The organism is Paenibacillus sp. J22R232 (assembly GCF_056269165.1).
The window spans coordinates 234021-259623 of record NZ_JBWDNK010000001.1 but is presented as its reverse complement, the minus strand read 5'-3'; the positions used below and the strand labels follow the sequence as shown (position 1 = coordinate 259623).

The following is a 25603-nucleotide window of genomic DNA, read 5'->3' as shown; positions in this document are numbered from 1 at the left end:
GTACAATTAACTTCCCGGAAAGGAGGATGTATGCCCAAAATCATTGCAACAGAACTAGATTGGATCAAGCTCGGCTTAAAGCTCTTTGCTGAAGGTGGTCTTGAAGCTTTAGTTGTTGAAAAGCTTGCCAAGCAGCTTGGCAGCAGCAAAACAAGCTTTTACTGGTACTTTAAAACCCGTGCTGTATTTATTAATCGCATCATCGCGTTTTGGCAAGAGCTCGCAACCGCCTCCATTATTACGCATTTGCAAGCACAGGAATCAGCATCACCCCGCGATAAGCTCTACCATTTGCTGAGGGTTATGTTCAGCACCGTCGAAGGCCAAGATTTTATTTACCATCTTCGCAATCTTGGCGCTTCGGAATCCGGATATGCCGAGATTCTTCAGACAATTGAGAAACAAAGGCTGGACTATATGACTAGCTTGCTAATGGAATTCGGACAAAGCCATGAAGACTCTGCAAACAAGTCGGAGCTATTATACAGCTACTATTTAGGCTGGCATGAGCGCCATAAGCACAAGCCTCTTCCCGAAGAAGAAGCAGAAAAACAAATTTCTCTTTTGATGCCCTTTCTGGAGACATTTCCTTTATAGAAACGGAGGAATATGCATGCAAGTATTACTAGCGGGCATTGTAAGCGGCGTGCTATTTATTGTTGGATGCATCCATTTGTATTGGCTGTTAGGCGGGCGCGGCGGATTGTCTATCGCAGTACCTACGAAAAGCGAAAACAATCAGCCCTTTTTCAAGCCTGGCCCCATTGAAATAGCTGCGGTTATGATCCTGTTTTGGGCTGCATCCATCCTGCTGCTCATATACGTAGAGATCATTCCGTCGATCGGTCCAGCGTGGCTGCCCGCTTTTGCCGTATGGTCGCTTGCCGCTGTTTTTTTGATTCGTTCCATAGGCGAGTTTAAAAAGCTTGGATTTTTTAAAAGCATCAAGAATACGCCTTTTGCGCGGATGGACACCTTTGTTTACGCCCCGCTATGTTTGCTTCTATCTGGAATTACCTTTTGGATGATGGTCATTTCCTAATGGTCCTTGTTACGCAAAAAAACGGTGCCTCGCGGCACCGTTTTTTTATGTTTTGACATGCTTTTGCATTTGTTGAATAGCGGACTTTTCGAGCCGTGACACCTGCGCCTGCGAGATGCCGATCTCATCGGCAACTTCCATTTGCGTCTTTCCTTCAAAAAAGCGCATCGATAAAATCATTTTTTCCCGGTCGTTCAGCTTATGCATCGCTTCGCGAAGGGCAATTTCCTCGATCCAAGAAACATCCTTATTGCGTTCATCGCTAATTTGATCCATTACATAGATCGGGTCTCCCCCATCATGATAAATCGGCTCAAACAGCGAGACAGGATCCTGAATCGCATCCAGTGCAAACACGACATCTTCCTTCGGGACATTCAATGCCTCCGAAATTTCAAAAATCGTAGGCTCGCGCGAGTTCTTGTTCGTCAAGCTATCCCGAACCTGAAGCGCCTTGTAGGCAATGTCTCTCAGGCTCCGCGATACGCGAATCGGATTGTTATCTCGCAAGTAACGGCGTATTTCACCGATGATCATCGGCACGGCATAGGTGGAAAATTTGACATTTTGGCCAAGATCGAAATTATCTATCGCCTTCATAAGTCCAATGCAGCCGACCTGGAACAAGTCGTCTACAAATTCTCCCCTATTGTTAAACCTCTGGATCACGCTAAGAACTAGCCGCAGGTTGCCGTTTACTAATTTCTCTCTTGCTGCCCACTCATTGCGGGTTTGCAACGCCGTAAACAATTCTCTCATTTCGACATTATTTAGGACGGGCAGTTTCGAAGTATCCACTCCACAGATCTCGACTTTATTTCGGGTCAACGTGATTACCTCCCAAGGAGAAACATTACTGTACATTATCTCCTCAGAAGGTCTTTTTATTCCTATTGCGACATCATTCGACATCCGCAAGCAGGGTGCGGCTTTACACCATTTTGTTAAATTCCTTGCGCAGTCTTTTTATAATCCGCTTCTCCAAGCGGGAAATGTACGATTGGGAGATGCCGAGAAGATCGGCAACGTCCTTCTGCGTTTTTTCTTCTCCATCTGCAAGCCCGAAGCGAAGCTCCATAATAATCCGTTCACGTTCAGACAGCTTATCGAGCGCTTTGTGAAGCAGCTTGCGATCAACCTGCTCTTCGATATTCCGGTAAATCGTATCATTCTCCGTGCCCAGCACATCGGACAGCAGCAGCTCATTTCCATCCCAATCAATGTTGAGCGGTTCATCAAAAGAAACCTCTGTCCGTGTTTTGCTGTTGCGGCGCAAATACATCAATATTTCATTTTCAATACAGCGCGAGGCGTAGGTAGCAAGCTTAATCTTTTTTTCCGGATCAAACGTGTTTACCGCCTTGATAAGTCCAATTGCGCCGATTGATACGAGATCTTCAATATGAATGCCGGTATTTTCAAACTTACGGGCGATATAAACGACTAATCTTAAATTCCGTTCGATCAGCATGGCACGAATAGCCGTATCGCCAGTAGGCAGCTTTTCCAGCAAATATTCTTCCTCTTCGCGTGTAAGGGGTGGCGGGAGCGCTTCGCTTCCGCCGATATAATAAATCTCTTCGCTTTTTAATCCGAATAAAAACATCACACGATAATAATATAACTGAAGGATCAATTTGTACTTGACGAGCATCTGGCCCATCCCTCCTCGTTTGTATGAGCATACGTTCTTTACTGTTGTACCATAGACGGATGGATTATGGCTCGGTATGCCCCATCAGCCGTCAGCTTTCCGCCGTCCAGCCCGATCAGCACCTTCCGCGTTTCAAAAACTTGTCCTTCCCTAGTGATTTCGACCGCATCCGGCTTTATCGCTAGCATGAACTGCGAACCTCGGTTGACACCTCTGAATGGGACTAGGCGGAGCCGATCTTGCCACACAAAGGCTTGTTCATCCATTCCCGCTACAAGACGATCTACTTGTGCATCTCGTATGCTATTCAACCACGATTCGGGCAAATCATCTTGCCATAGGGATGCTTCCATTACCATGACTGGCGTCCTCGTAAGTGGATCATAAAGCTGGTTGCCAGTATCAATTAGACCAATACATACATGTATCCGTTCACCGATAGTCACTTTAACCTCAGCTAAATGAGTCTGCACCAACTCCCGTTCTCTTTTTTGCGTCAAGACGGTACGGTATATATACAGTCCGATACAGAACGCAGCAACCAAATAAAACAGTCCCATCTTGAGCTCGACACGCATGCTGCCATTTACGAACGTAATCGTTCTCCATACTTCGCCGGATCCTTGCATGAACAAATAATACAGACCAAGGACAGCTCCAGCAGCGACAAAATTTACTGCATAAAAAGCCGCGACATTTCTCAAATAATGCTGAATGGATGCAAAACCGAACGCAATCCACACCATAAGCAGCGAAATCCCGACCTTTACTGCGAGCGTAAACAAAAAAGACAATTGCGGAAAAAGCATTAAAACAACATAACAAGCTCCGACAGCAGAAGCTGATAACACCCGCCAAGTTGATGGTTTCAGATGACGGGCCCATGCGGAAGTTAATAGAATTGCACCATCCACGAGCAGCTCTCGCAAAAACATAACATCCACATATACAGCCACTTCGGTCACCTTCCTGCAACTGGCGATAAACGGGCCTGCAGCCGGCACCCGGGAGAACGATTGACACTAGTATATTAAAATCCTATTTCAAAGTCTGTCTATTCATGACAGCATGACATATCTTTTTTTGTCGAGTAGGAGTATAAAAACCGCCTAGTCAGATAATGACGGGGACGAGGTATGCATCTACTTTCCAGCTGATGTTTACAATGTTGGTGAAGGAATTCCCATCTACCACTTGCTCCTTGATGAAAGATATATTATGATTCTCCATATATTAAGCCGTGAAGAACACCGCTTGCTCTGGGATGAAATACTCCCGCAGCATGCGGTGTTTTTTTATTCTGAGGGGGTCAAAAGAATGTCGTTTCATGCCATTCATGAGCGTTGGCTCGATATGCATCTGACAGAACGCCAAGGTGAAAGCAAACGAAGATTATTGCAAGGACATGGACATGCCGAGAGGCTTTTTCTTGAGGCAGTGTGGTTCCCGGCTTTTTTTGAGCTGGACGGTTTGGCACCTGAGTACGAAATCGCAGACTTTCGTGACGGCATTCGTTTTCTAGACTTTGCTTATGTAAAAAACGGACTGCGGTTGGCTATCGAAATCGATGGATATCGTTCTCATGCAGCTGATACTACGCGCTGGCAATTCTCCGACTCACTAATGCGCCAAAACCACCTCATGCTTGATGGCTGGAAACTGCTGCGCTTTTCCTATGATGACATCAAAGAGAAGCCGCGCTTGTGTCAGCAGCTTCTTCAGCAATTTATGGGTAAAAGCTTAATTGGCCGTAAACAGGAAACTAGCGCCGAACGATTTTTGCAGCTGGAAATCATGAGATACGCGATCCAATCCCAGCTTCATATTCGGCCATCAGATGTGATCCAGCTCTTCAAAATCAAAAAACGCGAAGCGCAGAAGCTTCTCCACAACATGGTCTCGAAACAAATGCTGCTTCCAGCGGGCAAAGGTAGGCAACGAATTCGTTGTTACAAAATAAACTTGGAACATCAAGAAACGATAATTCAGCAGTTGTAATAACGATTTACCACTGTTCGTGTGCCCGGCTTACCATTCGTATGCCCTCTGAAGCTCTATAACACCTTTGTGCGCTTACTGCTGCTTTCTCAGTGTCGCGCGAGTGCAGCGACTCGCGAGGGAGCGTAGCGGCTCTGTAAGAAACTGGAGGTTCTTTCAGGCGTTCATGCTGGTTACTTTTGGGGGATGTAAGTACCTATGTTTGCATACAGCTGCTTTTCAGTGGCGAGCGTGCACACTGACTCGCGAGCAGGCGCGGCCATTCTGTAAGAACCTATAGGTTCTTACAGGCGTTCAGGCTGGTTACTTTGGCGGCTGTAAGCACATATGTGTGCTTTACAGATGCTTTTCAATGGCGAGCGTGCACACTGACTCGCGAGTAGGCGCGGCGACTCTATAAGAACCTACAGGTTCTTATAGGCGTTCAGGCTGGTTACTTTAGAGGTTGTAAGCACCTATGCGCTTACAACTGCTTCTCAGAGGAGCGCGAGTGCAACGACTCGCAAGCGATCGGTTGCAACTCTGTAAGAACCTATGGGTTCTTACGTGCGTTCAGACTGATTACTTTGGCGTCTGTAAGCACGCATGCGTGCTTACAGATGCTTTTCATTAGCGAGTGAGCGGGCGCGGGGCTTGTAAGAACCAGGAGGTTCTTACAAGTCTTCAAGTTGGTTACTTGAGCGGTTTTAAGCACCCATGCGTGCTTACAGATACTTTTCAATGGCGAGCGTGCGCTTTAACTTGCGAGAGAACACGGCGACTCTGTAAGAACCTATAGGTCCTTACAGGTGTTCAGGTTGGTTACTTTGGCGGCTGTAAGCACCTGTACGTCCTTACAGTTGCTTTTCATTGACGAGTGAGCGTGGGTGGGTGGCTTGTAAGAACCAGGAGGTCCTTACAGGTGTTCAGGTTGGTTACTTGGGCGGCTGTAAGCACCTGTACGTCCTTACAGTTGCTTTTCATTGGCGAGTGAGCGAGCGTGGGTGGCTTGTAAAAACTAGGAGGCTCTTACAGGTGTTCAGGTTGGTTACTTGGGCGGCTGTAAGCAACTGTACGTCCTTACAGTTGCTTTTCATTGGCGAGTGAGCGAGCGTGGGTGGCTTGTAAAAACCAGGAGGCTCTTACAGGCGTTCAGGTTGGTTACTTTGGCGGCTGTAAGCACCTGTGCGTGCTTACAGTTGCTTTTCATTAGCGAGTGAGCGAGCGTGGGTGGCTTGTAAGAACCAGGAGGTTCTTACAAGCGTTCTGGTTGGTTACTTGGGCGGCTGTAAGCACCCATGCGTGCTTACAGCGGCTTTTCAGTGGTGAGCGTGCACAGTGACTCGCGAGCAAACACGGCGACTCTGTAAGAACCTATAGTCCTTACAGGTGTTCAGGTTGGTTACTTGGGCGGCTGTAAGCATCTGTACGTGCTTACTGTTGCTTTTCATTGGCGAGTGAGCGAGCGTGTTCAGGTTGGTTACTTTCGCTGCTGTAAGCACCTATGCGTGCTTACAGATACTATTGAGTCGTGAGCGTGCACAGTGACTCGCGTGCAGTCGCGGCGACTCTAAAAATATCTATAGGTTCTTACAAGTGTTCAGGCTGGTTACTTTGGCAGCTGCAAGCACCTATGCGTGCTTACAGCTTCTTTTCAGTGGCGAGCGTGCACTGTGACTCGAGTGCGGACGCGACGACTCTGTAAGAACCTATATCTTACAGGCGTTTAGGCTTGTTACTTTAGCAGCTGTAAGCACCTAGGCTCTATATCTCCGCTCGCCACAGCTGATCTAACCACTCATCCACAGCTAAACACAAAAAACCGCCTCGCCATTAAAGGCGAGACGGTGAAAAAGATAACTTTAGCGATCGCTACGAGGGCGATTACGCAGGAACGCTGGAATTTCCAGCTGGTCGCTTGACGTGTTGTTAGCACCGAAAGGCTTAACGCCGCTTGTGCTTCCCGTTTGTCTCGTATCAACCGCTTCCGGTTGTTGCTGAGGTACACGGCGAGCTGCTGCTGACTTATGCTCAAAGCCCGTTGCAATCACGGTCACTTTAATTTCGTCCTTCAGATCTTCATCAATAATTGCACCGAAAATCATATTCACGTCAGGATCCGATGCTGAAATTACGATTTCTGCCGCTTCATTAACTTCATACAAGGATAGATTGCTGCCACCTGTTATGTTCATAATGACACCGCGTGCGCCGTCAATCGATGTTTCCAGCAATGGGCTCATAATCGCTTTTCTTGCCGCTTCCGCAGCACGGTTCTCGCCAGTAGCGATACCGATACCCATAAGTGCAGATCCGCGCTCTGTCATGATTGTTTTGACGTCTGCAAAGTCGAGGTTGATAAGGCCAGGTACCGCAATTAGGTCTGAAATGCCTTGAACCGCTTGACGAAGTACATTATCCGCTTCGCGGAATGCTTCAAGCATTGGAGTCTTCTTGTCAACAATCTCAAGCAGTCGGTCATTAGGAATGACAATTAGCGTATCTACTTTTTCCTTAAGCGCTTCTATACCGAGCTCAGCTTGTCCCGAACGCTTACGTCCTTCGAATGTGAACGGTCTTGTAACAACGCCTACTGTCAAAGCACCGCATTCACGCGCGATCTCAGCGATTACCGGCGCAGCGCCAGTGCCTGTTCCTCCGCCCATACCTGCGGTAACAAAAACCATGTCCGAGCCTTTCAGCTGGTTCATAATGATTTCACGGGATTCCTCGGCAGCCTTGCTGCCGACATCTGGATTCGCACCGGCACCCAAACCGCGTGTCAGCTTATCGCCGATTTGCAGCTTGTGCTCCGATTTCGCCAAATGAAGTGCTTGAGCATCCGTGTTCACCGTTATGAACTCTACACCTTTAACACCATTTTCTATCATACGGTTAACAGCATTACTGCCGCCCCCGCCTACACCGATTACTTTTATTTGAGCCAGCGACTCAAGCTCAAAGTCGAATTCCAACATCTTTCATTTTCCCCCAGTCAAGCGTAAACTGCTGATAGCATCCAAGTGATACGGTACAGCAACGTTTCGCGGTAAAATATAAGCATCGTACAAGGCGAAACGGCTGTCGCAATCCTCTGGCGGCGCGGCGCGTTTCAATCCTAGAAATATAGAGAAAGGATGGCGAAACCATATGCTTCCCTATATTTTAAAAGACAAACTTATATTATCTTATATTTTCAAATAAATTCATTAAACATACTCTTAATCCGCTCGAACATACCGGGTTTAGTAGAAGGTGCTGGACTTGCTTTGCGGCTTGCCGTTTTCTTCACTGCTCCAGTTCCACGAGCTCCCATATATTTCGACACATATTGAATCATTCCAACGCCGCTGCTGAATGCCGGGTCTCTTACTCCAATGTAATCCGGGAGTGCGATTCTTACGGAAGACTCTAGCTCTGTCTGGGCCAAAGCAAGCGTTCCTGGCATCGATACGGAGCCGCCGGTCAGCACATAGCCGTTAACCTTATCCCCATAGCCAAGTCTTCGAACCTCTTGTCTAATGAGATGAAAGATTTCTTGCATGCGTGGCTCAATAATGCTGGCAAGGTCAACTTGTGAAAATTCCTTCTCCACGTTGCTGCCCATTCGCACCACTTTGAATTTCACATCTTCAGCTGCGTCCAACACATTTGCGCAGCCGTATTTCAGTTTGATTTTCTCAGCTTGATCGCTTTGCGTGCGCAAACCATACGCTACATCATTCGTAACATATTCGCCGCCAATAGGAAGCGTAGATGTTGCAGCGAGCCCACCTTGATCGTATATGGCGATCGTACAGGAGCCAGCTCCGATGTCCGTAAGCACGGTTCCCATCGATTTCTCGTCTTTCGTTAGCGATACGACGCCAGAAGCTAGCGATAATAAAATCACGCCAGAAATACGAAGTCCCGCTTTCTCTACACAACGCATTAGGTTGTGTATAGCAGTCTTCGTTCCCGTCACGATTGTCGCTTCAACCTCCAGCCGTACGCCAATCATACCGCGCGGATCAGAAATACCTTCCAAACCGTCAACCAAATATTGCTTTGGAACCAAATTAATGATTTCTCGCTCCGGTGGAAGCGCAACTACTTTTGCTGCCTGCAAAACACGTTCAATATCTTCCTCGCCAATCTCACGATCCTCGTTGGATACTGCAACGACGCCACGATTGGTTTGAAGCGCAATATGATTGCCCTGTATGCCAACGTATACGTCTGATATTTGAATGCCTACCATGCGTTCCGCATGCTCTACTGCGTTGCGGATCGATTGCACAGTTTGGTCAATATCTACTATTGCTCCTTTGCGAATACCCTCTGAGTCGGCTGATCCAACTCCAATAATATTAATGGCTCCATTATTCACTTCACCAATAATAGCACGAACTTTGGATGTACCGATGTCCAAACTGACGATGATGTCGTTGCTGCTCATCTTGCGGCACCTCCGTTTCAAATAAATATTTATTATCACACATGTTAAGGTCTTTCTACATATTCAACGCCTTTAATATTTTCCCTCTTTTTTCAACAAATTTTTCGTTGTTTTTCGCTTTGTGTCGAGCTCCGCCCCTTGCGGAACCCTATATTTCCTAATGTTATCCAGCCCCATCGAGTATAAATGCGATAAATAAAATTCTACCATTCTTTGAAGCTATTGAGTAGTCTCTTTTTGGTCAGCATCTATATTTTCTGGACTTTCCTCTTTAAAAGGGACATATGTATCTGCGAGCAGCATCGTAATTTTGCCCGGCTCCTGCGTCTCGATGACTGCATTCAATGCTTCGATTTTCTCGGGTAGCACTGAAACGGCAGTTACGACTTCAAATTTCGTTCGCGTATACATGATCACCCGGTCAGGATAAGCCGCGGAAGGATATGGAATAATCTCCGACAGGTCAGACAGCTGCTTCGATGAAATCTTGCCAAGCTGCTTCGTCAGCTCCGCTTTTATGGGGTCTTTCTCCGTCCAGCCTGAAAGCACGGGCTTGTCCACAAGCTGCATTTCGTCATTGTCAGCTTCTACTGTGGTGCCATTCGATAAAAGAGCGGTCAGTTCGCCTTGCTTCGAGAGCTCAAATGCAACAACCGGGAACTCTGTGATTTCGATTTTTATAAGTCCAGGAAACACTTTGGTTACTGTTGCTTTGCTAATTTGAGGCAGAGTAAGCACTCTTTGTTCTATTGTATTAGACGAGGTGCGGAAGAAAGCATCCCCAACCAGTATGGCCGCTGTTTTGTTTATATCCTCTTTGGACACGAATCTTGTACCTTCAATTTGAATCTCTGATATCTTGCTTATTGAAGAATTAAAAAACAGAACCGCTAGAAGAGCCAGAAATAACAGAATAAGAATGTAAAGAAGCTTTTTGCTGCCCATCCTCTTTTTTAAAGGCTCCTTCAGCACAGGCATCTGCGCGCTCATAACTTGTCCCTTCTTTCCCCAAAAAACATCCGGTTATCCTCTTAGCTTCAGCCTACGCTTAGCTTGAAAAGGGGTACCGGCTGTTTCTATCTTGCAGCTCACGCGCATAGTATTAATTATTAGGAACCGGCGAGTACCGCGATATCCGGGCGCCCAGCCTTGCCAGCATCGTTTCGATTTTCTCATAGCCCCGATCGATGTGGTGAATCTGCTCAACGACCGTCTTACCTTGCGCCGCCAAACCGGCAATGACAAGAGCAGCTCCCGCCCGAAGATCGGTTGCCTCAACCGTCGCGCCATATAGCCTCGGCACTCCGCGTATGAAGGCTGCATTCATATCTACCCGAATGTCTGCACCCATGCGGGAGAGCTCATCCACATGCTTCAATCTGCCTTCAAAAATCGTTTCTTTCAACACGCTCACACCATCGGCAAGCGCAAGCAGCACCATGACCTGAGACTGCAAATCGGTAGGAAAAGCCGGGTACGGTGAGGTTACGATTCTTTCAACTGCCTTGGGCCTGGTTGCACTGCCAACTTTAATTATATCACCGTCGACAACGATTTGAACACCTGCGCGACGAAGAACATGGATTAATGAAGATAAATGGGCAGGCTGCGTGTTCTGTAGCGTTACTTGCCCGCGCGTTGCCGCAGCAGCCACCATAACGGTACCCGCAACAATGCGATCCGGAATAACCTTATAACGACATGGTGTTAGCGACTGTACCCCATCAATCGTTATCGTGTCCGTTCCGGCGCCCATAATTTTTGCACCCATAGCATTTAAGAAGCCCTGTAAATCTTGAATCTCTGGTTCCCTAGCAGCGTTGCTAATCGTCGTGCGGCCTTCAGCCAACGCAGCAGCCATCATGATGTTCTCCGTCGCACCTACGCTCGGAAAGCTCAAATGAATGTCCGCTCCGCGCAGCTTGTCGGCACGGCATATGATTCGATTACCCAGTTCTTCTATTTCTGCACCAAGAGCCTGCAATCCTTCTAAATGTAGATCAATCTTTCGTTCACCTATCGCACAACCGCCTGGCTGGTAGACCTGCGTTTCACCAAACCTGGCAAGCAAAGGGCCCATTAAAAAAATGGAAGAACGCATCTGCCTCATTAACGATTCCGGCACGTGGGAAATATGTGCCGTTTCAGTATCCAGCACAACGGTTCCTCCCGTGTGCTCGGCCCGGCATCCTAGTTCGCGTAAAATATTCAGCATTACATCGATGTCTAGCAAATCTGGCACATGATCTAGCGTTGTTGTGCCATCGGCCAATAAACTGGCAGCCAGAATCGGCAAAGCGGCATTTTTCGCTCCTTGGATAACGATGGTTCCTGAGAGTGGTTTCCCGCCTTCAATCACCAATTTGTCCAATGTATCACCTCCGAATTACCGCTCACCCACCACCAATACCTCCGGCACCAGCAGGATATCATAGCGCTCCTGGACGATGCTTTGAATACGAGTCATGAGGGCGAGAACGTCTTCTGCTGTTGCTTGCCCGGTATTTACAATGAAATTGGCATGCTGCTCCGATACTTGCGCTCCTCCGAGCCTTTCGCCCTTTAATCCAGCCTCTTGAATGAGTCTAGCTGCAAAGTCGCCCGGCGGGTTGCGGAATACGCTTCCTGCGCATGCGAGCTGCAGCGGCTGAGTTCTCAATCTTCTCTCTTTGTATGAGGCCATCACGGAAAGGACTTCCTTCTTGTCTCCCTCTGCAAGCTCGAAGACTGCCTCTACGACGACGCCTTTTTGCTCGTGAAGAATAGAATGCCGGTAAGAGAAGTGCATATCCTCGCGATTGAAACGAACCAATTCTCCTGTTTCCAGTACAATGTCAGCTGATTTAAAAATACGTGACACATCCGAACCATGCGCGCCAGCATTCATATAAACGGCTCCGCCTACCGTGCCTGGAATTCCCCCTGCGAATTCTAGCCCGGTGAGCCCTGCTTTACCCGTCATGACTGATAGCTTTATTAACGAATATGAAGCGCCAGCCGTTACTAGCGGTCCTTCAAAACGCACGTAATCTAACCCTCTGTGCGGTTTTATTACAACACCGCGTATCCCTTTATCACTCACCAGCATGTTGGAGCCTCTGCCCAAATTAGTCCACGGCATTTGGTGTTTCTGCACCAGCTGCACGGCTGCCACTAATTCTTCTTTGCTTCGAGGGAGGATTAATATATCGGCAGGACCGCCGATTTTCCACGTTGTATAGTTCGAGAGCGGTTCGTTATACAAAACGTCGCCAAGGTTGGCTTGTTCCAATTCCGCTTTAAATGCTTCCATTAGTTGTACCTCCTAAAGGTTTTGTGAAGCAAAACCGACATCGTAAGCATCTGCTTAGGTTTTGTGAAGCAAAACCAGCATCTTAAGCATCTGCTTAGGTTTTGTGAAGCAAAACCGGCATCGTAAGCATCCGCTTAGGTTTTGTGAAGCAATTGCCCAGCTGTAAGAAATGAGAATAAAATGATTCGCTGCCCCTGTCAGCATGCCCTTGCGGCACGTAACAGGCGCTTTGCTGCAACAACCGCTCCAATTGGGCGACGGTCACGAATATAGTGTATCTTATGCCCTTATAGGCTCTTGTGTGACAGCAGCCCATACGGCGCTCATTTGCTTGATAACAACGCTTTGCTTCACTTCAATATAAAGCTTCCACAGCCGCTTACCTATTTCTAAATGGAATCATGCACGGCTTTCCTGCAGCCTTTAATCATAATCACTTTTAATAAATGAGTCAGATGAAATATAAACAAATAAACAATTAAATCAACAATTAAATCAACAAATAAATCAACAAATAAATCAACAAATAAATCAACAAATAAATAAAAAAAATGTTAACTCATCCGCAACTTCAGGACATGCTCATCAAACTCTGCAGCTGCCCATGTGCGTCCATGCCTTAAAACAGCATAATCCGGCAAGAATATGTGCTGCTGCGCTTGGCAGGGCCGCGACTCATTCTTAGCCGGACGATGACGATTTCCTTGCAGCCTAACCAAGAAGGGCTTTGCAAGCCATGTTCTACTTTCGGGAAAGCATGCTGGGACGTAAGCGCCGCTGCAGCCATTCTCCGTTCCCGGCATGGAGCATCACCTCGAATAACGGGATACGTTCAACAAGATACCGAGCGCGGTTAATAGCAGCGTAAGGGAAGAACCGCCATAGCTCACAAGCGGCAATGTGATGCCAGTAACGGGCATCATGCCAATAACGACACCAATATTGATAAGCACCTGGACGCCGATAATGCCGGTGATCCCGACGGCAAGCAAGCTTCCGAACGTATCCGGAGCCGCGATCGCCGCTCGAATACCTCGCCATATTACGATTAAAAACAATAAAATGAGCGTAGCCCCGCCAATAAAGCCAAGCTCCTCGGCCAATATCGAAAATATGAAATCCGTCTGCGGCTCCGGCAAGTAACTAAATTTCTGTCGGCTCATGCCAAGCCCTAGACCGACTAACCCTCCGGGGCCAATCGCGTACAAGGATTGGATAATTTGATACCCGCCGCCGAGTGGATCTGCCCACGGATCGAGAAAATAGGTAATCCTCTTCAGCCGGTAAGGGGCCGCCAATATCAGGCCGATGAAACCAGCGACTCCGATTAGAGCCAGCCCGCCTAAATGCGCCATTCTCGCACCTGCTGTAAATATTAGAATAAGCGAGGCGCCAACCATTACAGCTCCGGTACCCAAATCGGGCTGAAGCATGATGAGGCCGAAGGCTAGTCCAACTAAGCCGAGCGGCGGCATAAGCCCCTTGGTGAAGAGCGTGATCGTCTGCTGCTTCTCCGACAACCATTTGGACAAGAATAAAATCATGGCCAGCTTCATGAATTCAGAAGGCTGAATGCCGAATGAGCTAATGCCCAGCCAGCTCCGCGCTCCGCCCCGGACGACTCCCACACCCGGAATTAAAACAAGCAGCAGCAAGCCGAAGCAAATAATCAATGCCGTAGGCGCCCATTTTTTCCAGACGGTATAATGCGTATTCATCGTAAATAGTAACGCACCGACACCGAGTCCGGCAAACAAGAGCTGCCGTTTCACGAAATAGAAACGGTCGCCAAACTCGTGAAAGGCAAGCACCGCGCTTGCGCTGTAAACCATAATTAATCCGATAGCTAGAATAAGCCCGATTGCAGTCAGCATCCAAATATCCGGGGCAGAACGTGCCTTGGCCATAGCGAACACACCTCTTAGCATGGGAAAGTAGGGACATGCCCCCTACTTACAAGGTATGCGCCGAATCTTTAAAAATGCGCCCTCTTTGCTCATATGACTTAAACATATCCCAGCTCGCGCATGCCGGCGACAAAAGTACGATATCGCCTGGCTCTGCTATAGCCGCTGCTTGCATCACCGCTTGTCTGAGGACGGATTCAGCGTCATCACTAGGTTCGACGATTTCCACCCTCGCTAAACCTGCAAGCTCCGCTACGCGGGATAGCTTCTCTCTGGTTTGCCCGAAAGCGACGAGCGCCTTCAGCTTCTCGCGGAACAGCGGCTCAAGCTCCATGTAATCCGAGCCTCGATCAAGACCTCCGGCCAGCAATATAATCGGGGCGCCAAAGGATTGCACCGCTATCGTCGTAGCGACAGCATTCGTCGCTTTGGAGTCATTGTAATATTTGACGCCGTTCACTTCCCTCACGAACTCAAGGCGATGCTCAACTGCATTAAACCCCCTGAGCGGCGGTCTAAGCTGCTCGAGAGCCACTCCCGCAGCTATGCTTGCCCCTATCGCCGCAAGGGCGTTAGCGGCGTTGTGGACGCCGGGGATCCCCAGCTCCGCCACAGGCAGTATAATCGTCTCCAATCCGTCCGCTTGCTTAAATACGATGTGCCTGGTCAGCGTTTCGCCTTCCTCTTCTGTAATGCCAGCGTTCTTCTCAAATGGCGGATCAACATAAATCCCTGACCCGAGCTTCTCATAGACGGAGAACGGTATCACTTCTGCAGCTAAAAATTCGGAAAGCGCCCGGCATTCAGGGTCATCCCAGTTCACGATCGCAATATCATCTTCCGTTTGATTATCGAACAGCTTCGCTTTGGAATTTACATAGTCATCCATGTCGCCATGGTAATCCAGATGCGTTTCCGCAATGTTCAACAACAGCGCGATGTGCGGGCGGAATGCGCTTGTTCCTTTGAGCTGGAAGCTGCTAAGCTCAGCCACGATCCACTGGTCTTGTTCCGCTTCCAATGCCGCCTCGCATAGCGGGCGCCCGATATTGCCAGCCACAATCGGCCTCAGTCCAGCGTAATCCAATATTTCGCCGATCCAAGTGGTTGTCGTCGTCTTGCCATTCGAACCCGTGATGCCGATAATCGGTACCGGAGAGAGCCAGTATGCAGCTTCTACCTCCGTAATAATCTCGACGCCCAGCTCCTCAGCACGCTTCACCGGGGGCGATGTATACGGAATTCCGGGATTTTTGACAAGCAATGCCGTTTCCTCCGTAACGAGATCGTCCGGATGGTAACCGCATATCACAGAAATGCCCAAAGCAGTTAATTCATCCGCTTCGGGACATAGATCACGAGTCTTCATATCATTCACTATGACTAACGCGCCGAGCTCATGGAATACCTTTGCAACGCTAACCCCGCTTCTAGCCAAGCCAATTACAACAACGCGGCGGCCCTCATACGATGCCGGATGGTTCATATGTGACATTCCCTCCTATGGATACATGAAGCGGCTCCAAATGAACTTGGAAGCCGCTTTCTGATACGTTTCTATTCATTATATTACCAAGAACAGACCGATTGCAGCAAACACTAATCCGACAAGCCAAAATACGGTGACTACCTTCCATTCCGACCAGCCTACCAGCTCGAAATGATGATGGATCGGACTCATTTTGAATATCCGCTTGCCTCTTAGCTTAAAGGAACCTACCTGCAAAATAACGGACAGCATCTCAAGCACGAAAACGCCGCCTATGATAATAAGCAAAAGCTCCGTTTTGGTCAGGATGGCAACCGCCGCAATCCCGCCCCCAATACCAAGCGAACCCATGTCTCCCATGAACACCTTCGCCGGGTGAGCATTGAACACGAGGAAGCCGAGCACCGCACCGATCATGGCAGCCGAGAAAACAGCCGATTCATGCGCCGACGTTTGCAGCGCGACAACCGTAAAGGCTCCGAATGCAATCGCGCTCGTACCGGCAAGCAGGCCGTCTAGTCCATCTGTGAAATTTACGGAATTGCTTGATGCGAACATGATAATGACGACAAGCGGATAATAGAACCAGCCTAGGTCAAAGCCCCAGCCTGTACCAGGCACCGTAATTTCCGTGCTGTGGCCCATATTGTAGAGCATTGCGCACACGATAATGGAGAAAAGGAGCTGGCCGAACAGCTTCTGCCGCGCCGTTAGGCCGAGCGACCTTTTGAATACGATTTTGATGTAGTCATCCAAGAAGCCGACTAGCCCGAAACCAAGCGATGCCGTCAGCAGCACCCAAAACTCGGGTGTCTTGTCTGAGAACTTAAGAAACGCGATCATAACCGCAACCATAATTATGATGCCGCCCATCGTAGGTGTACCGCTTTTTTTGAGATGGCTCTGCGGTCCCTCGGTGCGGATCTGCTGGCCAAACTTTAAACGTCGAAGCAGCGGAATGAACAATGGTCCGAGCAATACCGCTAGCAAAAAGGAGGCGCCAATCGAAAATAAAATGACCATCATGTCCATATCCTCACCCCACTTCCAAAGCTTGAACAATTTGTTCCATCCGCATGCCGCGCGACCCTTTGATCAACACAAGGTCTGATGGCTGAAGCTGGCCGCGAAGCCAATCGGAAAGCTCTTCTTTCGAGGCAAAATGCCGGATCGCTTCTTGCGTGCCAGCTTCAGTAAATTGAGACCTAACGCCTTCTGCAATATGAACGGACAGCGGGCCAACCGTCAAGACCGCATCTGCCTTGCCAGGCGTAATATAGGCACCCGCTTCGAAGTGCAGCGCCTGTTCGTCCGGGCCAAGCTCAAGCATATCGCCAAGCACGATCCATTTGCGTTTATAGCCATCGAGCTGCTCCACAAGATCGATTGCGGCACGCACGGCTGTCGGGTTGGCATTATAAGCATCATTTAGGATCATCGCGCCATTGAAGGCTCGCACGGGCTGTATGCGCATGCCCGTCAGCTTCAGGTCTCGCAAGCCCTCGGCGATCTTAGCTGCCGGAACGCCAAAAAAGCGGCCGATCGCGATAGCGGCAAGCGCATTGCTGACATTATGCTGACCGGGTACCGGGATGCGGACCGAGCCGAGGCCGCTAGGGGCGCCCTGATAAATCGCCGTAAAAGTCGCTGCCTCCGATTCGACTGCGATATCGGCTGCTGACCATTCGTTCTTCTCGGATAATCCGAACGTCCGGCGCACGATGCCAGCAGGGAGCACAGCGCGCTCAAGCTCCTCCTCGAGCAGCGGCTCGTCGCCGTTATACAACAGCAATCCGTCTTCGCTCAAGCCGAGTGCTATTTCCAGCTTGGCTTTCGCGATGCCCGCCCGCGAGCCAAGATGCAGCAAATGCGCATCTCCGACATTCGTGATGATCGCCGCGTCAGGCTGGGCGATTTTGGTAAGCAGCTCAATTTCTCCAAAGCCGCTCATCCCCATCTCTAGCACCGCCACCTCCGTATCCTCTTCGAGCTGCAGGACGGTTAGCGGAAGGCCGATGTGATTGTTTAGATTGCCTTTTGTTTTGTGGACCTTATAAGAGGTTCCAAGAATGGAAGCCGTCATATCCTTCGTCGTTGTTTTCCCGTTGCTCCCCGTTATGCCTACTACCCGAACGAAAAGCTCGCTCCTGTATGCCGTGGCCAATCTTTGCAGGGCTATAAGCGTATCTCCTACGATTAGGAGGGGAAACGCTTCGAGACCCTCAGGCACCTCGCGCCCCTTCTGCCAAAGTGCGGCAACCGCCCCGTTATCCGCTGCCTGCTTCAAATATGCATGCCCGTCGAACTGCTCGCCGACAAGCGGAACGAACAACTGGCCCGCGGCAGCTTGCCGCGAGTCAGTCGTTACGCCTTCTATTTTAAGGTCTGTCTGAATGCCATTCCATCTTGCGCCGCTCATTTCGGCTATTTGCTTGATCGTACGTTTAATCAATGTATGATTCCCCTTATCGCTTCTTTCGCTACTATCCGATCGTCAAACGGATGCTTGACGCCGTTAATATCCTGGTAGGTCTCATGACCTTTCCCCGCAATCAATACTACATCGCCTTGGCTTGCCATTTCAACCGCTTTTTGAATCGCAGCCCTCCGATCCTTGATCAACGCATACGTCGAAGGGTCGGCACCTGTGCCAATCAACCCGGCTTCTATGTCCTTTAAAATGAGTTCCGGATGCTCCGTCCGCGGGTTATCTGACGTAATTATCGCAAAATCAGCATACTTCACTGCGATTTCCCCCATAAGCGGCCGCTTTGTTTTGTCGCGGTCCCCGCCGCATCCGAATACGCAAATGATTCGCTTCTCCGCGAACTGTTCGATCGCACGCAGTACATTCTCGAGTCCGTCCGGCGTATGGGCGTAATCTACGATAACGGCAAAAGCCTGCCCGGCGTTGACGGCCTCAACGCGTCCAGGTACGCCGGGAATGGCGCTTAAGCTTGACGTAATGGCCGAGAGCTCTATGCCTTCAATCAGTACGGCACTAATGGCTGCAAGCGAATTGTATACATTAAATTTGCCTGCCATTTGCAGCGTGACGTCCGCTTCCCCGCGGAAGGTGTGAACATGGAAGGTCGTTCCCTGTGCTGTAATTTTGATGTTCGTCGCACGTACGTCCGCAGCTTTGTCGATGCCGTACGTCACGACCTCGGCAGCCGTTAATTCCGCGTACTCGCTAGCCAAAGCGTCGTCCGCGTTCAGCACCGCATACGTTCGTTCCGCTTCTGCAGAAGCATACATATTGCCGAGTCTGGAGAAAAACAATCCTTTGACCGCGGCATACCGATCCATCGTTTCATGGTAATCCAAATGATCCTGCGATAGATTCGTAAATACGGCTGAACGGAAGCGGCAGCCCTTTACCCGACCTTGCTCGAGCGCATGAGAAGATACCTCGATTGCGCAATAGCCGGTGCCTGCATCGCGCATTTCGGCTAAGTATCGCTGCAGCTGGAGCGTTTGTGGCGTCGTGCTCGTCATCGCATAGGATTGCCCTGCAAAGCGGCGTTCAATGGTGCCGATTACGCCTGTCGCGCGCTTCTGATCGTTCAGGATTTGCTCAATCAAATAGGTTGTGGTGGTTTTTCCGTTCGTTCCCGTCACCCCAATAAGCTTCAGCTCGTTGCTCGGATAGCCGTAATAATGATTAGCAATAATGGCCATAGCCAAACGGCAATCCTTTACAACAAGCTGCGGAATGGACAGATTGAGCTCGCGCTCGACGATTAGCGCGGCCGCTCCCGCTTCCGCCGCTTGAGGTGCGAAGGCATGACCATCAACGGTGTGTCCCCTCAAGCATATAAACAGCTGTCCGGCGGTGATGCTTCGCGAATCCGTTTCGACTCCAGACAGCTCCGTCTCACCGTCACCAATGAGCCGCGAGGTAATTAGCAGCTCCGCAACTTCCTTTAAACGCATCTGCCCCACTCCTCCCCGAAGCGCCGCCGTTTCCCCTGCTTCGATCTGCAGCGCCCTCGTTAACTACCATTATAGTCAATGGGAGTGGGATATATTATCGTCTTCGCCCAAATAGATGCGAATCGTCGATCCCCGGTCTACCCGGGTACCAGCCGCGGGAGCTTGGCGTATGACCGTTTTGCCCGAACCAGCCGTTGTCAGCATGAAATCCATATTCAAATCCTCATACAAATCCGAGACGGTTTTGCCGATTAAGTTCGGTACCGTAACGATTGGCGTTTCGCCGTATTTGTAAACGCGGTCGATTTGCTTCTCGCGCGTCGGCACTTCAAGGATGGCAAGCGCATCCTCCATCATATTGCGTACGATAGGAGCCGCGACAACACCCCCGAACTGTATGCCCTGCGGATTGTCCACTGCGACATAAATTACGATTTGCGGGTCATCCGCAGGCGCGAAACCGACGAACGATACGATATGCTCATTAGGTGAATAACGTCCGTTTATTACTTTTTGAGCTGTCCCGGTTTTGCCTCCGACGCGGTAGCCGTCGATGAAAGCATTGCGACCTGTCCCTTTTGCAACGACGCTCTCAAGCGCTTCGCGGACCTGCTTGGAGGTCTCCTCAGAAATAACCTTTCGTACGGCCTCCGATTTTACAGTCTCAACCGTTTCGCCCGTTTCTGGATTTATCCAAGCTTTAGCCACATGGGGCTTATACAGCGTTCCGCCGTTAACCGCTGCGGAAACCGCCGTGATTTGCTGGATCGGGGTTACCGATACCCCTTGCCCGAATGCGGTTGTCGCAAGCTCTACCGGCCCGACCTGACTTAGCTTGAATAGGATACCGTTTTCTTCGCCGCCAATATCGATACCCGTTTTCGTTCCAAAGCCGAAATTTTTAATGTATTCGAATAGCTTTTCTTTCCCAAGCCGCTGGCCTAAGGTTACAAAGCCTGGATTGCATGAATTTTCCACGACCTCCAGAAACGTTTGGCTGCCATGACCGCCCTTTTTCCAGCAGCGCAGTCTCGCGCCGCCCACCTCAATTGCGCCTGGATCAAAAAAACGCTCATTGTTCAAATCGACCTTTTTCTCTTCCAAGGCTGCGGCAAGCGTAATGATTTTAAAGGTTGAGCCCGGCTCGTAAGTCATCCATATCGGAAGATTGCGGTTGTAGACCTCGGTAGGCACTTCGCGATATTTGTCAGGCTCGTAGGTAGGACGGCTAGCCATGCCTAATATCTCTCCGTTGTTTGGATCCATCGCTATCGCGATGATGCCGTTCGGCTGAAGCTTTGTCATGGCCTGGTCAAGCTCGCGCTCCATTACGGTTTGAATTTGCTTGTCAATCGTGAGCTGCATGGTAAGCCCGTCCTTCGGCTCCACATACGTGTCCGACGAATTCGGCATTTGCCTGCCCGCAGCATCGGACAGAAAGGAAACGCTGCCTCCAATGCCGCTGAGCTCCGTATTATACTTGGCTTCGATGCCGGTCAGGCCTTGATTGTCGATGCCGGTAAAGCCAAGCACATGTGCAGCAAGACTGCCGAATGGATAGAAACGCTTGTTATCTTCTGCCACAACAACGCCTGGGAGCGCAAGCTCGCGAATTTGATCAGCCTTGTCTATCGTAATTTTACGGCCGCCGGGTCCAAGCTTTACAATCATTTTTTTCGTTTTTATCTTTTCATATAGCGATTCCTGGGACATGTCCAGAAGCGGTGCCAGCGCAGCAGCCGCTGCCTGCTTGTCTTTGATTTGAACCGGAATCGCATAGACCGTAGGCGAGCTCACGTTATAGGCGAGCTGAATGCCGTTTCGATCAACGATTTCCCCGCGTTTAGCTACGTAAGGAATATCGCGCCTCCAAGAATTTTCCGCTTTGTCAGCTAGCTCCTCGCCTTGCCAAAGCTGCACATAGCTCAATCTCAAACATAAAGCAAGGAAAGACACCCCTGCCAATATAAGCACGATGAACAAACGTCGTCTAACCGTTACGTTGGATACCTTCACAACTCGTTCCCCCTCCGCTTGACTGTGTGCAAAGGAGCGCGAAATCGGCGCTCATTCCAGACTATTCGGGACAAGCGGAGGATAGAACAAGCTATGCGGAATGGTATTTTAACCTGTACGTTTTAAAGCGAAAGGCATTTCATGTCTTTTTTTTATTCTGGAGCATTCGTATTTGAAGCATCCGTACTATCGGAACTACCCGTATTGTCACCTTGATCCGGTGCTTCGTTACCGCTATTCTCGGTCTCGCCTGCTTTATCTTCATCAGCTGACGAATCCTCCGCGTTCTGCTCAGCTTGCGTCTCGTCGCCCGTTGGTGGAGCGAGCTTAACGTTCAGCACCCTTACATTGTTTAGCGTCTCTTGCTTCTGTGAGACGACAAAGCCCTGGCCTTCAGGAATAAGCCGGATGCCAATCAAAGACGTAATCTCCAATGCGTCCCGCAGCGATACGCCGGTCAGATCAGGCACAGCGAGCTTTTCCTTTTGCTCCGTAATCAAATAGATGCGCTGCGTAGGATGGACGGAAGATCCGGCAGCCGGAATTTGCTGCAGCACCGTCTTCCCGTTTCCGACAAGCTCGAACGTTATCGCTTTAGCCTTCAGCTCCGCTTTGGCTTGCGCCACCGATAGCTCCGTTACAGCCGGAACCGTCATCGTTACTTCTTTCACCGCATTATCGGAATCAGGAGCATAATTTGGTGCAACGCCCATTTTGCGCAAGCTCTTCAGTACGATTTGCTTGAATGCCGGAGCAGCAACTCTACCTCCGCCAACAAGCGGGTCATTCGGCTCGTCAACCACAATATAAACAACGATTTTCGGATTATCCACGGGAGCATAGCCGATAAAGGAAACAACGAATTTGTTCGTTGAATAAATGCCATTCTCAACCTTTTGGGCCGTTCCTGTCTTGCCCGCCACGCGATAGCCTTCGATATATGCATTTTTACCCGTACCCTTTTCCTGATCCGACACGACCTGCTCCAGATACTCTCCGACCTTGCGGGAGGTTTCTTCCGAGATAACCTGCCTCACGACCTTCGGCTCTATCTTCGTTGTCGTCTTCGTGTTAGGATCCGTTATGCTTTTCACGATTTGAGGCTGAAGCAGCTTGCCGCCATTCGCGACTGCAGCTACAGCCGCAACCTGCTGGATAGGGGTTACCGTTACGACGCCTTGGCCAAACGTCGCTCTCGCAATATCGCTCTGCCAGCGAAAGTTGATCGTACCCGTTTGCTCACTGCCAAGCTGTATGCCTGTTTTTTGTCCGAAGCCGAAGTTCTTATAGTATTCTCGCAGCTTCTCTTCTCCGACTCTCTCATAGCCAAGCTTAACAAATGCAACGTTACTGGAATACTTCAGGCCATCAAGGAAAGAGATCGTTCCCCAGCCACCGCGTTTAATATCCCGAATTGGCGTAGGTACGCCCTTCAGCGTGATCTGGCCGGATTTATACATTTCATCCGGGTTGAACACACCTTCCTCTACGGCAGCGGCCAGCGTGGCAATCTTGAAAGTAGAGCCTGGCTCATACAAGGATTTAATCGCATGATTATATGAGTTCGCATTGTTTTTCCAGTATACGTTCGGATCATATTGCGGCATATTCGCCATCGCGAGAATTTCCATCGTATTCGGATCGGCCGCGATTGCCGTCGCGCTTTTCGGAGCGTATTTCTTAACGATTTCCTGCAGCGCTTCCTCGACGTAATGCTGAATCTCGCCATCGATCGTCAATTGGATATTTTGTCCGTCCTCTGCTTGCTTAAGCTCGACCTCGCCTTCCGAAAGCTGAACGCGTTTGCCGTCTTTCTCATACTTGATATAGCCGTCCTCACCGCTTAATTGTTCATTGAAGGTTGCTTCAATTCCTGTCATTGCAGCGCCTTCCCGATCCAAGTAGCCGACTACCTGTGCGGCCAGCGTCTTTCTCGGGTAATAACGCTTCAAGTTTTCTTCAAGGTCAATCCCTACGGCATACACCTTTTTTTCTTTAGCGAGCTCTTCGCGGAACTCCCTGATTTTGTCAGCAGTTGCTTTATCGATTTGCCAGCCGCCGTTCCGGAGCTCCCGATTAACAACATAGCTTCCGTCCTCTTTTTTGGCTTTTACATTTTTCTCGAGCTCTTCTTTCGATATGCCCAAAATATCGTGCAAGCCATTAATGACATCGTCTGCAAGCTCTTCATCATTAATTGTTTTTGGATCTACGGAAACGTTGTAAGCAATCGTATCCATGGCCAGCACATTGCCATCACGGTCGGCAATCGTCCCGCGTTTGGCGGTCAGCACCTCAGCGGTTGACCATCTCTTTTTGGCAAGATTATACCATTCGGCTCCTTCAACAACCTGAACCACATAGATTCTGCTTATTAAAATAAGAAAAAGGAGGGTCATGACCCCTCCAAACAGCAGCGTACGTACTCTAATTCTCTTTTTCATTATCGATCACCCTACTCGCCCAATGCCGATTTTATTTCATCGTCACCTGTGTTTACCGTTATGCCGCCTTCGGTAGCGCTGACCATTCCTTGAGACTCCGCAAGCTCGCGGATACGCTCAGGGTCGCTTAGCATTTCTACCTGCTTCTTCAAATCTTCCATTTCTACGTTCATCGTCTGGTATTCGCTGTTCAGCTTTTTGATATCCAGGTTCATGTCATAGATTTGAGCGTATCTAAAGATAATGACACCAGCAACTACAACACACATGAGAACGGTAAACAAGTACAGTAACTTCTCTTGAACGGGTAAAGACTTGCGAGTCTTAACAAGTCGTTTTGTTTCTTTAATCGCAGGTTGTTGATCCTGCTTTCGCTTAGGTTGCAGCGCTAGATTGCCATTCACGTACGCCAATTTAAATCCCCCTCTTACAATTTTTCTGCTACTCTAAGCTTTGCCGATCTTGCTCGCGGATTTAATTCAAGCTCTCTCTCCGAAGGAAGAATGGGCTTACGATTGACCAATTTCACTGAGCCTTTGTTTCCACATACGCATAGAGGGAAATCAGGCGGGCAAGTGCACTTCTCTACAAATTTGGCAAACATCTGCTTGCAAATGCGATCCTCCAATGAATGAAACGTGATGACGGATGCACGTCCGCCTGGCTTCAAGCAGCGAATCGTTTGTTCCAGCGCTTCTTCCTCTGCTCCAAGCTCATCATTGACTGCAATGCGCAGAGCTTGGAAAGACCGTTTGGCTGGATGTCCGCCGGTCCGCCTTGTAGCGGCCGGAATGGATATTTTGATAAGCTCGGCAAGCTCGCCAGTATTCTCGATCGGCGATTTTTCACGAGCCTTTATAATGTTTCTGGCAATGGAGCGTGCGAATTTCTCTTCGCCGTACCGATCCAGAATGCGAGAAATATCTCGCTCATCCCACGTATTCACGATTTCATGGGCAGTTAGATCACCCTCGCGGTCCATTCGCATGTCAAGCGGCGCGTCATGATTGTAGCTGAAGCCTCGATCCGCTTCATCCAGCTGCGGGCTTGAAACGCCTAAGTCGAATAAAATGCCGTCAACCTGCGGTATGCCGTCTGCCATCGGAACGTCGCAGCCTCTTAGCTCCTGCTCCAAATCGCGGAAGTTGCTTCTGACAAGCGTCACTTTATCCATATATGCCGCTAATCTAACGCGAGCATTATCCAGCGCCGAATCATCCTGATCGAATGCGATTAACCGCCCTCCTTCGCCCAATCGGGATGCGATGAGCTCGCTATGTCCCGCACCTCCAAGCGTACAATCGACGTAAATGCCATCTGGCTTAATAGCCAAACCGTCAACCGCTTCCTCCAATAGCACCGTAATATGCTGAAACACGCCTCAGCCCTCCTATTCTTGTTGTCCATT

General features: G+C 49.4%; 20 protein-coding genes. 3 read left to right on the top strand and 17 right to left on the bottom strand.

The features are described 5' to 3' along the window. The first annotated feature begins 30 nt into the window (after positions 1–30). Positions 31–597 carry a TetR/AcrR family transcriptional regulator gene (locus tag AC0YN3_RS01140; protein ID WP_475773327.1) on the top strand — a complete coding sequence of 189 codons (567 nt, stop codon included), beginning with the start codon at positions 31–33 and terminating at the stop codon, positions 595–597. A gap of 16 nt (positions 598–613) precedes the next feature. Then, the gene (locus AC0YN3_RS01135) at positions 614–1042 is read left to right on the top strand and encodes a DUF3995 domain-containing protein (RefSeq protein ID WP_475773326.1); all 429 of its coding nucleotides are present in this window, start codon (positions 614–616) and stop codon (positions 1040–1042) included. A 45-nt stretch (positions 1043–1087) separates the two neighbouring features. Here AC0YN3_RS01135 and sigG read toward each other — a convergent pair whose 3' ends face one another. The 3 genes from sigG to spoIIGA form a co-directional block, all read right to left on the bottom strand. Further along, positions 1088–1870 (bottom strand): RNA polymerase sporulation sigma factor SigG, encoded by a 783-nt coding sequence (sigG, locus tag AC0YN3_RS01130; protein WP_183563614.1) that lies wholly within the window; start codon positions 1868–1870, stop codon positions 1088–1090. Between the two features lie 103 nt (positions 1871–1973). Then, the gene (gene sigE / locus AC0YN3_RS01125) at positions 1974–2696 is read right to left on the bottom strand and encodes an RNA polymerase sporulation sigma factor SigE (RefSeq protein ID WP_054027973.1); all 723 of its coding nucleotides are present in this window, start codon (positions 2694–2696) and stop codon (positions 1974–1976) included. A 38-nt stretch (positions 2697–2734) separates the two neighbouring features. Then, positions 2735–3652, bottom strand: a complete 918-nt coding sequence (gene spoIIGA, locus AC0YN3_RS01120) for a sigma-E processing peptidase SpoIIGA (protein ID WP_475773325.1) — start codon at positions 3650–3652, stop codon at positions 2735–2737. A 361-nt stretch (positions 3653–4013) separates the two neighbouring features. Between spoIIGA and AC0YN3_RS01115 the strand changes: the two genes are divergently transcribed. Beyond that, positions 4014–4694, top strand: coding sequence for a DNA-binding response regulator (locus tag AC0YN3_RS01115; protein WP_475773324.1), 681 nt, complete (start codon positions 4014–4016; stop codon positions 4692–4694). Between the two features lie 1841 nt (positions 4695–6535). On the opposite strand, the gene ftsZ is transcribed toward AC0YN3_RS01115, so the two are convergent. From ftsZ to rsmH, 14 genes are all read right to left on the bottom strand, one after another. After that, the gene (gene ftsZ, locus AC0YN3_RS01110; RefSeq protein WP_441946634.1) at positions 6536–7651 is read right to left on the bottom strand and encodes a cell division protein FtsZ; all 1116 of its coding nucleotides are present in this window, start codon (positions 7649–7651) and stop codon (positions 6536–6538) included. 218 nt (positions 7652–7869) lie between these two features. After that, a complete protein-coding gene (gene ftsA, locus AC0YN3_RS01105) occupies positions 7870–9111 on the bottom strand; it encodes a cell division protein FtsA (protein ID WP_183563621.1) in 1242 nt (413 codons plus the stop codon). 219 nt (positions 9112–9330) lie between these two features. Beyond that, a complete protein-coding gene (locus tag AC0YN3_RS01100) occupies positions 9331–10101 on the bottom strand; it encodes a cell division protein FtsQ/DivIB (protein WP_475773323.1) in 771 nt (256 codons plus the stop codon). 112 nt (positions 10102–10213) lie between these two features. Next, the gene (gene murA, locus AC0YN3_RS01095) at positions 10214–11482 is read right to left on the bottom strand and encodes a UDP-N-acetylglucosamine 1-carboxyvinyltransferase (RefSeq protein ID WP_475773322.1); all 1269 of its coding nucleotides are present in this window, start codon (positions 11480–11482) and stop codon (positions 10214–10216) included. Positions 11483–11497: 15 nt separating this feature from the next. Continuing rightward, positions 11498–12403 carry a UDP-N-acetylmuramate dehydrogenase gene (gene murB, locus AC0YN3_RS01090; RefSeq protein WP_475773321.1) on the bottom strand — a complete coding sequence of 302 codons (906 nt, stop codon included), beginning with the start codon at positions 12401–12403 and terminating at the stop codon, positions 11498–11500. Between the two features lie 809 nt (positions 12404–13212). Further along, positions 13213–14310, bottom strand: a complete 1098-nt coding sequence (gene spoVE / locus AC0YN3_RS01085; protein WP_475773320.1) for a stage V sporulation protein E — start codon at positions 14308–14310, stop codon at positions 13213–13215. A gap of 46 nt (positions 14311–14356) precedes the next feature. Continuing rightward, positions 14357–15796 carry a UDP-N-acetylmuramoyl-L-alanine--D-glutamate ligase gene (gene murD, locus AC0YN3_RS01080; protein ID WP_475773319.1) on the bottom strand — a complete coding sequence of 480 codons (1440 nt, stop codon included), beginning with the start codon at positions 15794–15796 and terminating at the stop codon, positions 14357–14359. Positions 15797–15874: 78 nt separating this feature from the next. Further along, the gene (gene mraY, locus AC0YN3_RS01075; protein ID WP_475774254.1) at positions 15875–16831 is read right to left on the bottom strand and encodes a phospho-N-acetylmuramoyl-pentapeptide-transferase; all 957 of its coding nucleotides are present in this window, start codon (positions 16829–16831) and stop codon (positions 15875–15877) included. Between the two features lie 4 nt (positions 16832–16835). Then, a complete protein-coding gene (locus tag AC0YN3_RS01070) occupies positions 16836–18251 on the bottom strand; it encodes a UDP-N-acetylmuramoyl-tripeptide--D-alanyl-D-alanine ligase (RefSeq protein ID WP_475773318.1) in 1416 nt (471 codons plus the stop codon). Next, positions 18248–19735 (bottom strand): UDP-N-acetylmuramoyl-L-alanyl-D-glutamate--2,6-diaminopimelate ligase, encoded by a 1488-nt coding sequence (locus tag AC0YN3_RS01065; protein WP_475773317.1) that lies wholly within the window; start codon positions 19733–19735, stop codon positions 18248–18250. The genes AC0YN3_RS01070 and AC0YN3_RS01065 overlap by 4 nt, the downstream gene beginning before the upstream one ends. Before the next feature lie 75 nt (positions 19736–19810). After that, positions 19811–21751 carry a stage V sporulation protein D gene (locus AC0YN3_RS01060; RefSeq protein WP_475773316.1) on the bottom strand — a complete coding sequence of 647 codons (1941 nt, stop codon included), beginning with the start codon at positions 21749–21751 and terminating at the stop codon, positions 19811–19813. Positions 21752–21903: 152 nt separating this feature from the next. Then, entirely contained in the window at positions 21904–24195 is a 2292-nt protein-coding gene (locus AC0YN3_RS01055) for a penicillin-binding transpeptidase domain-containing protein (RefSeq protein WP_475773315.1), read from the bottom strand. Positions 24196–24206: 11 nt separating this feature from the next. Continuing rightward, a complete protein-coding gene (ftsL, locus tag AC0YN3_RS01050; protein ID WP_475774253.1) occupies positions 24207–24599 on the bottom strand; it encodes a cell division protein FtsL in 393 nt (130 codons plus the stop codon). A 23-nt stretch (positions 24600–24622) separates the two neighbouring features. Then, a complete protein-coding gene (gene rsmH, locus AC0YN3_RS01045) occupies positions 24623–25573 on the bottom strand; it encodes a 16S rRNA (cytosine(1402)-N(4))-methyltransferase RsmH (RefSeq protein ID WP_475773314.1) in 951 nt (316 codons plus the stop codon). Positions 25574–25603: the final 30 nt, after the last annotated feature.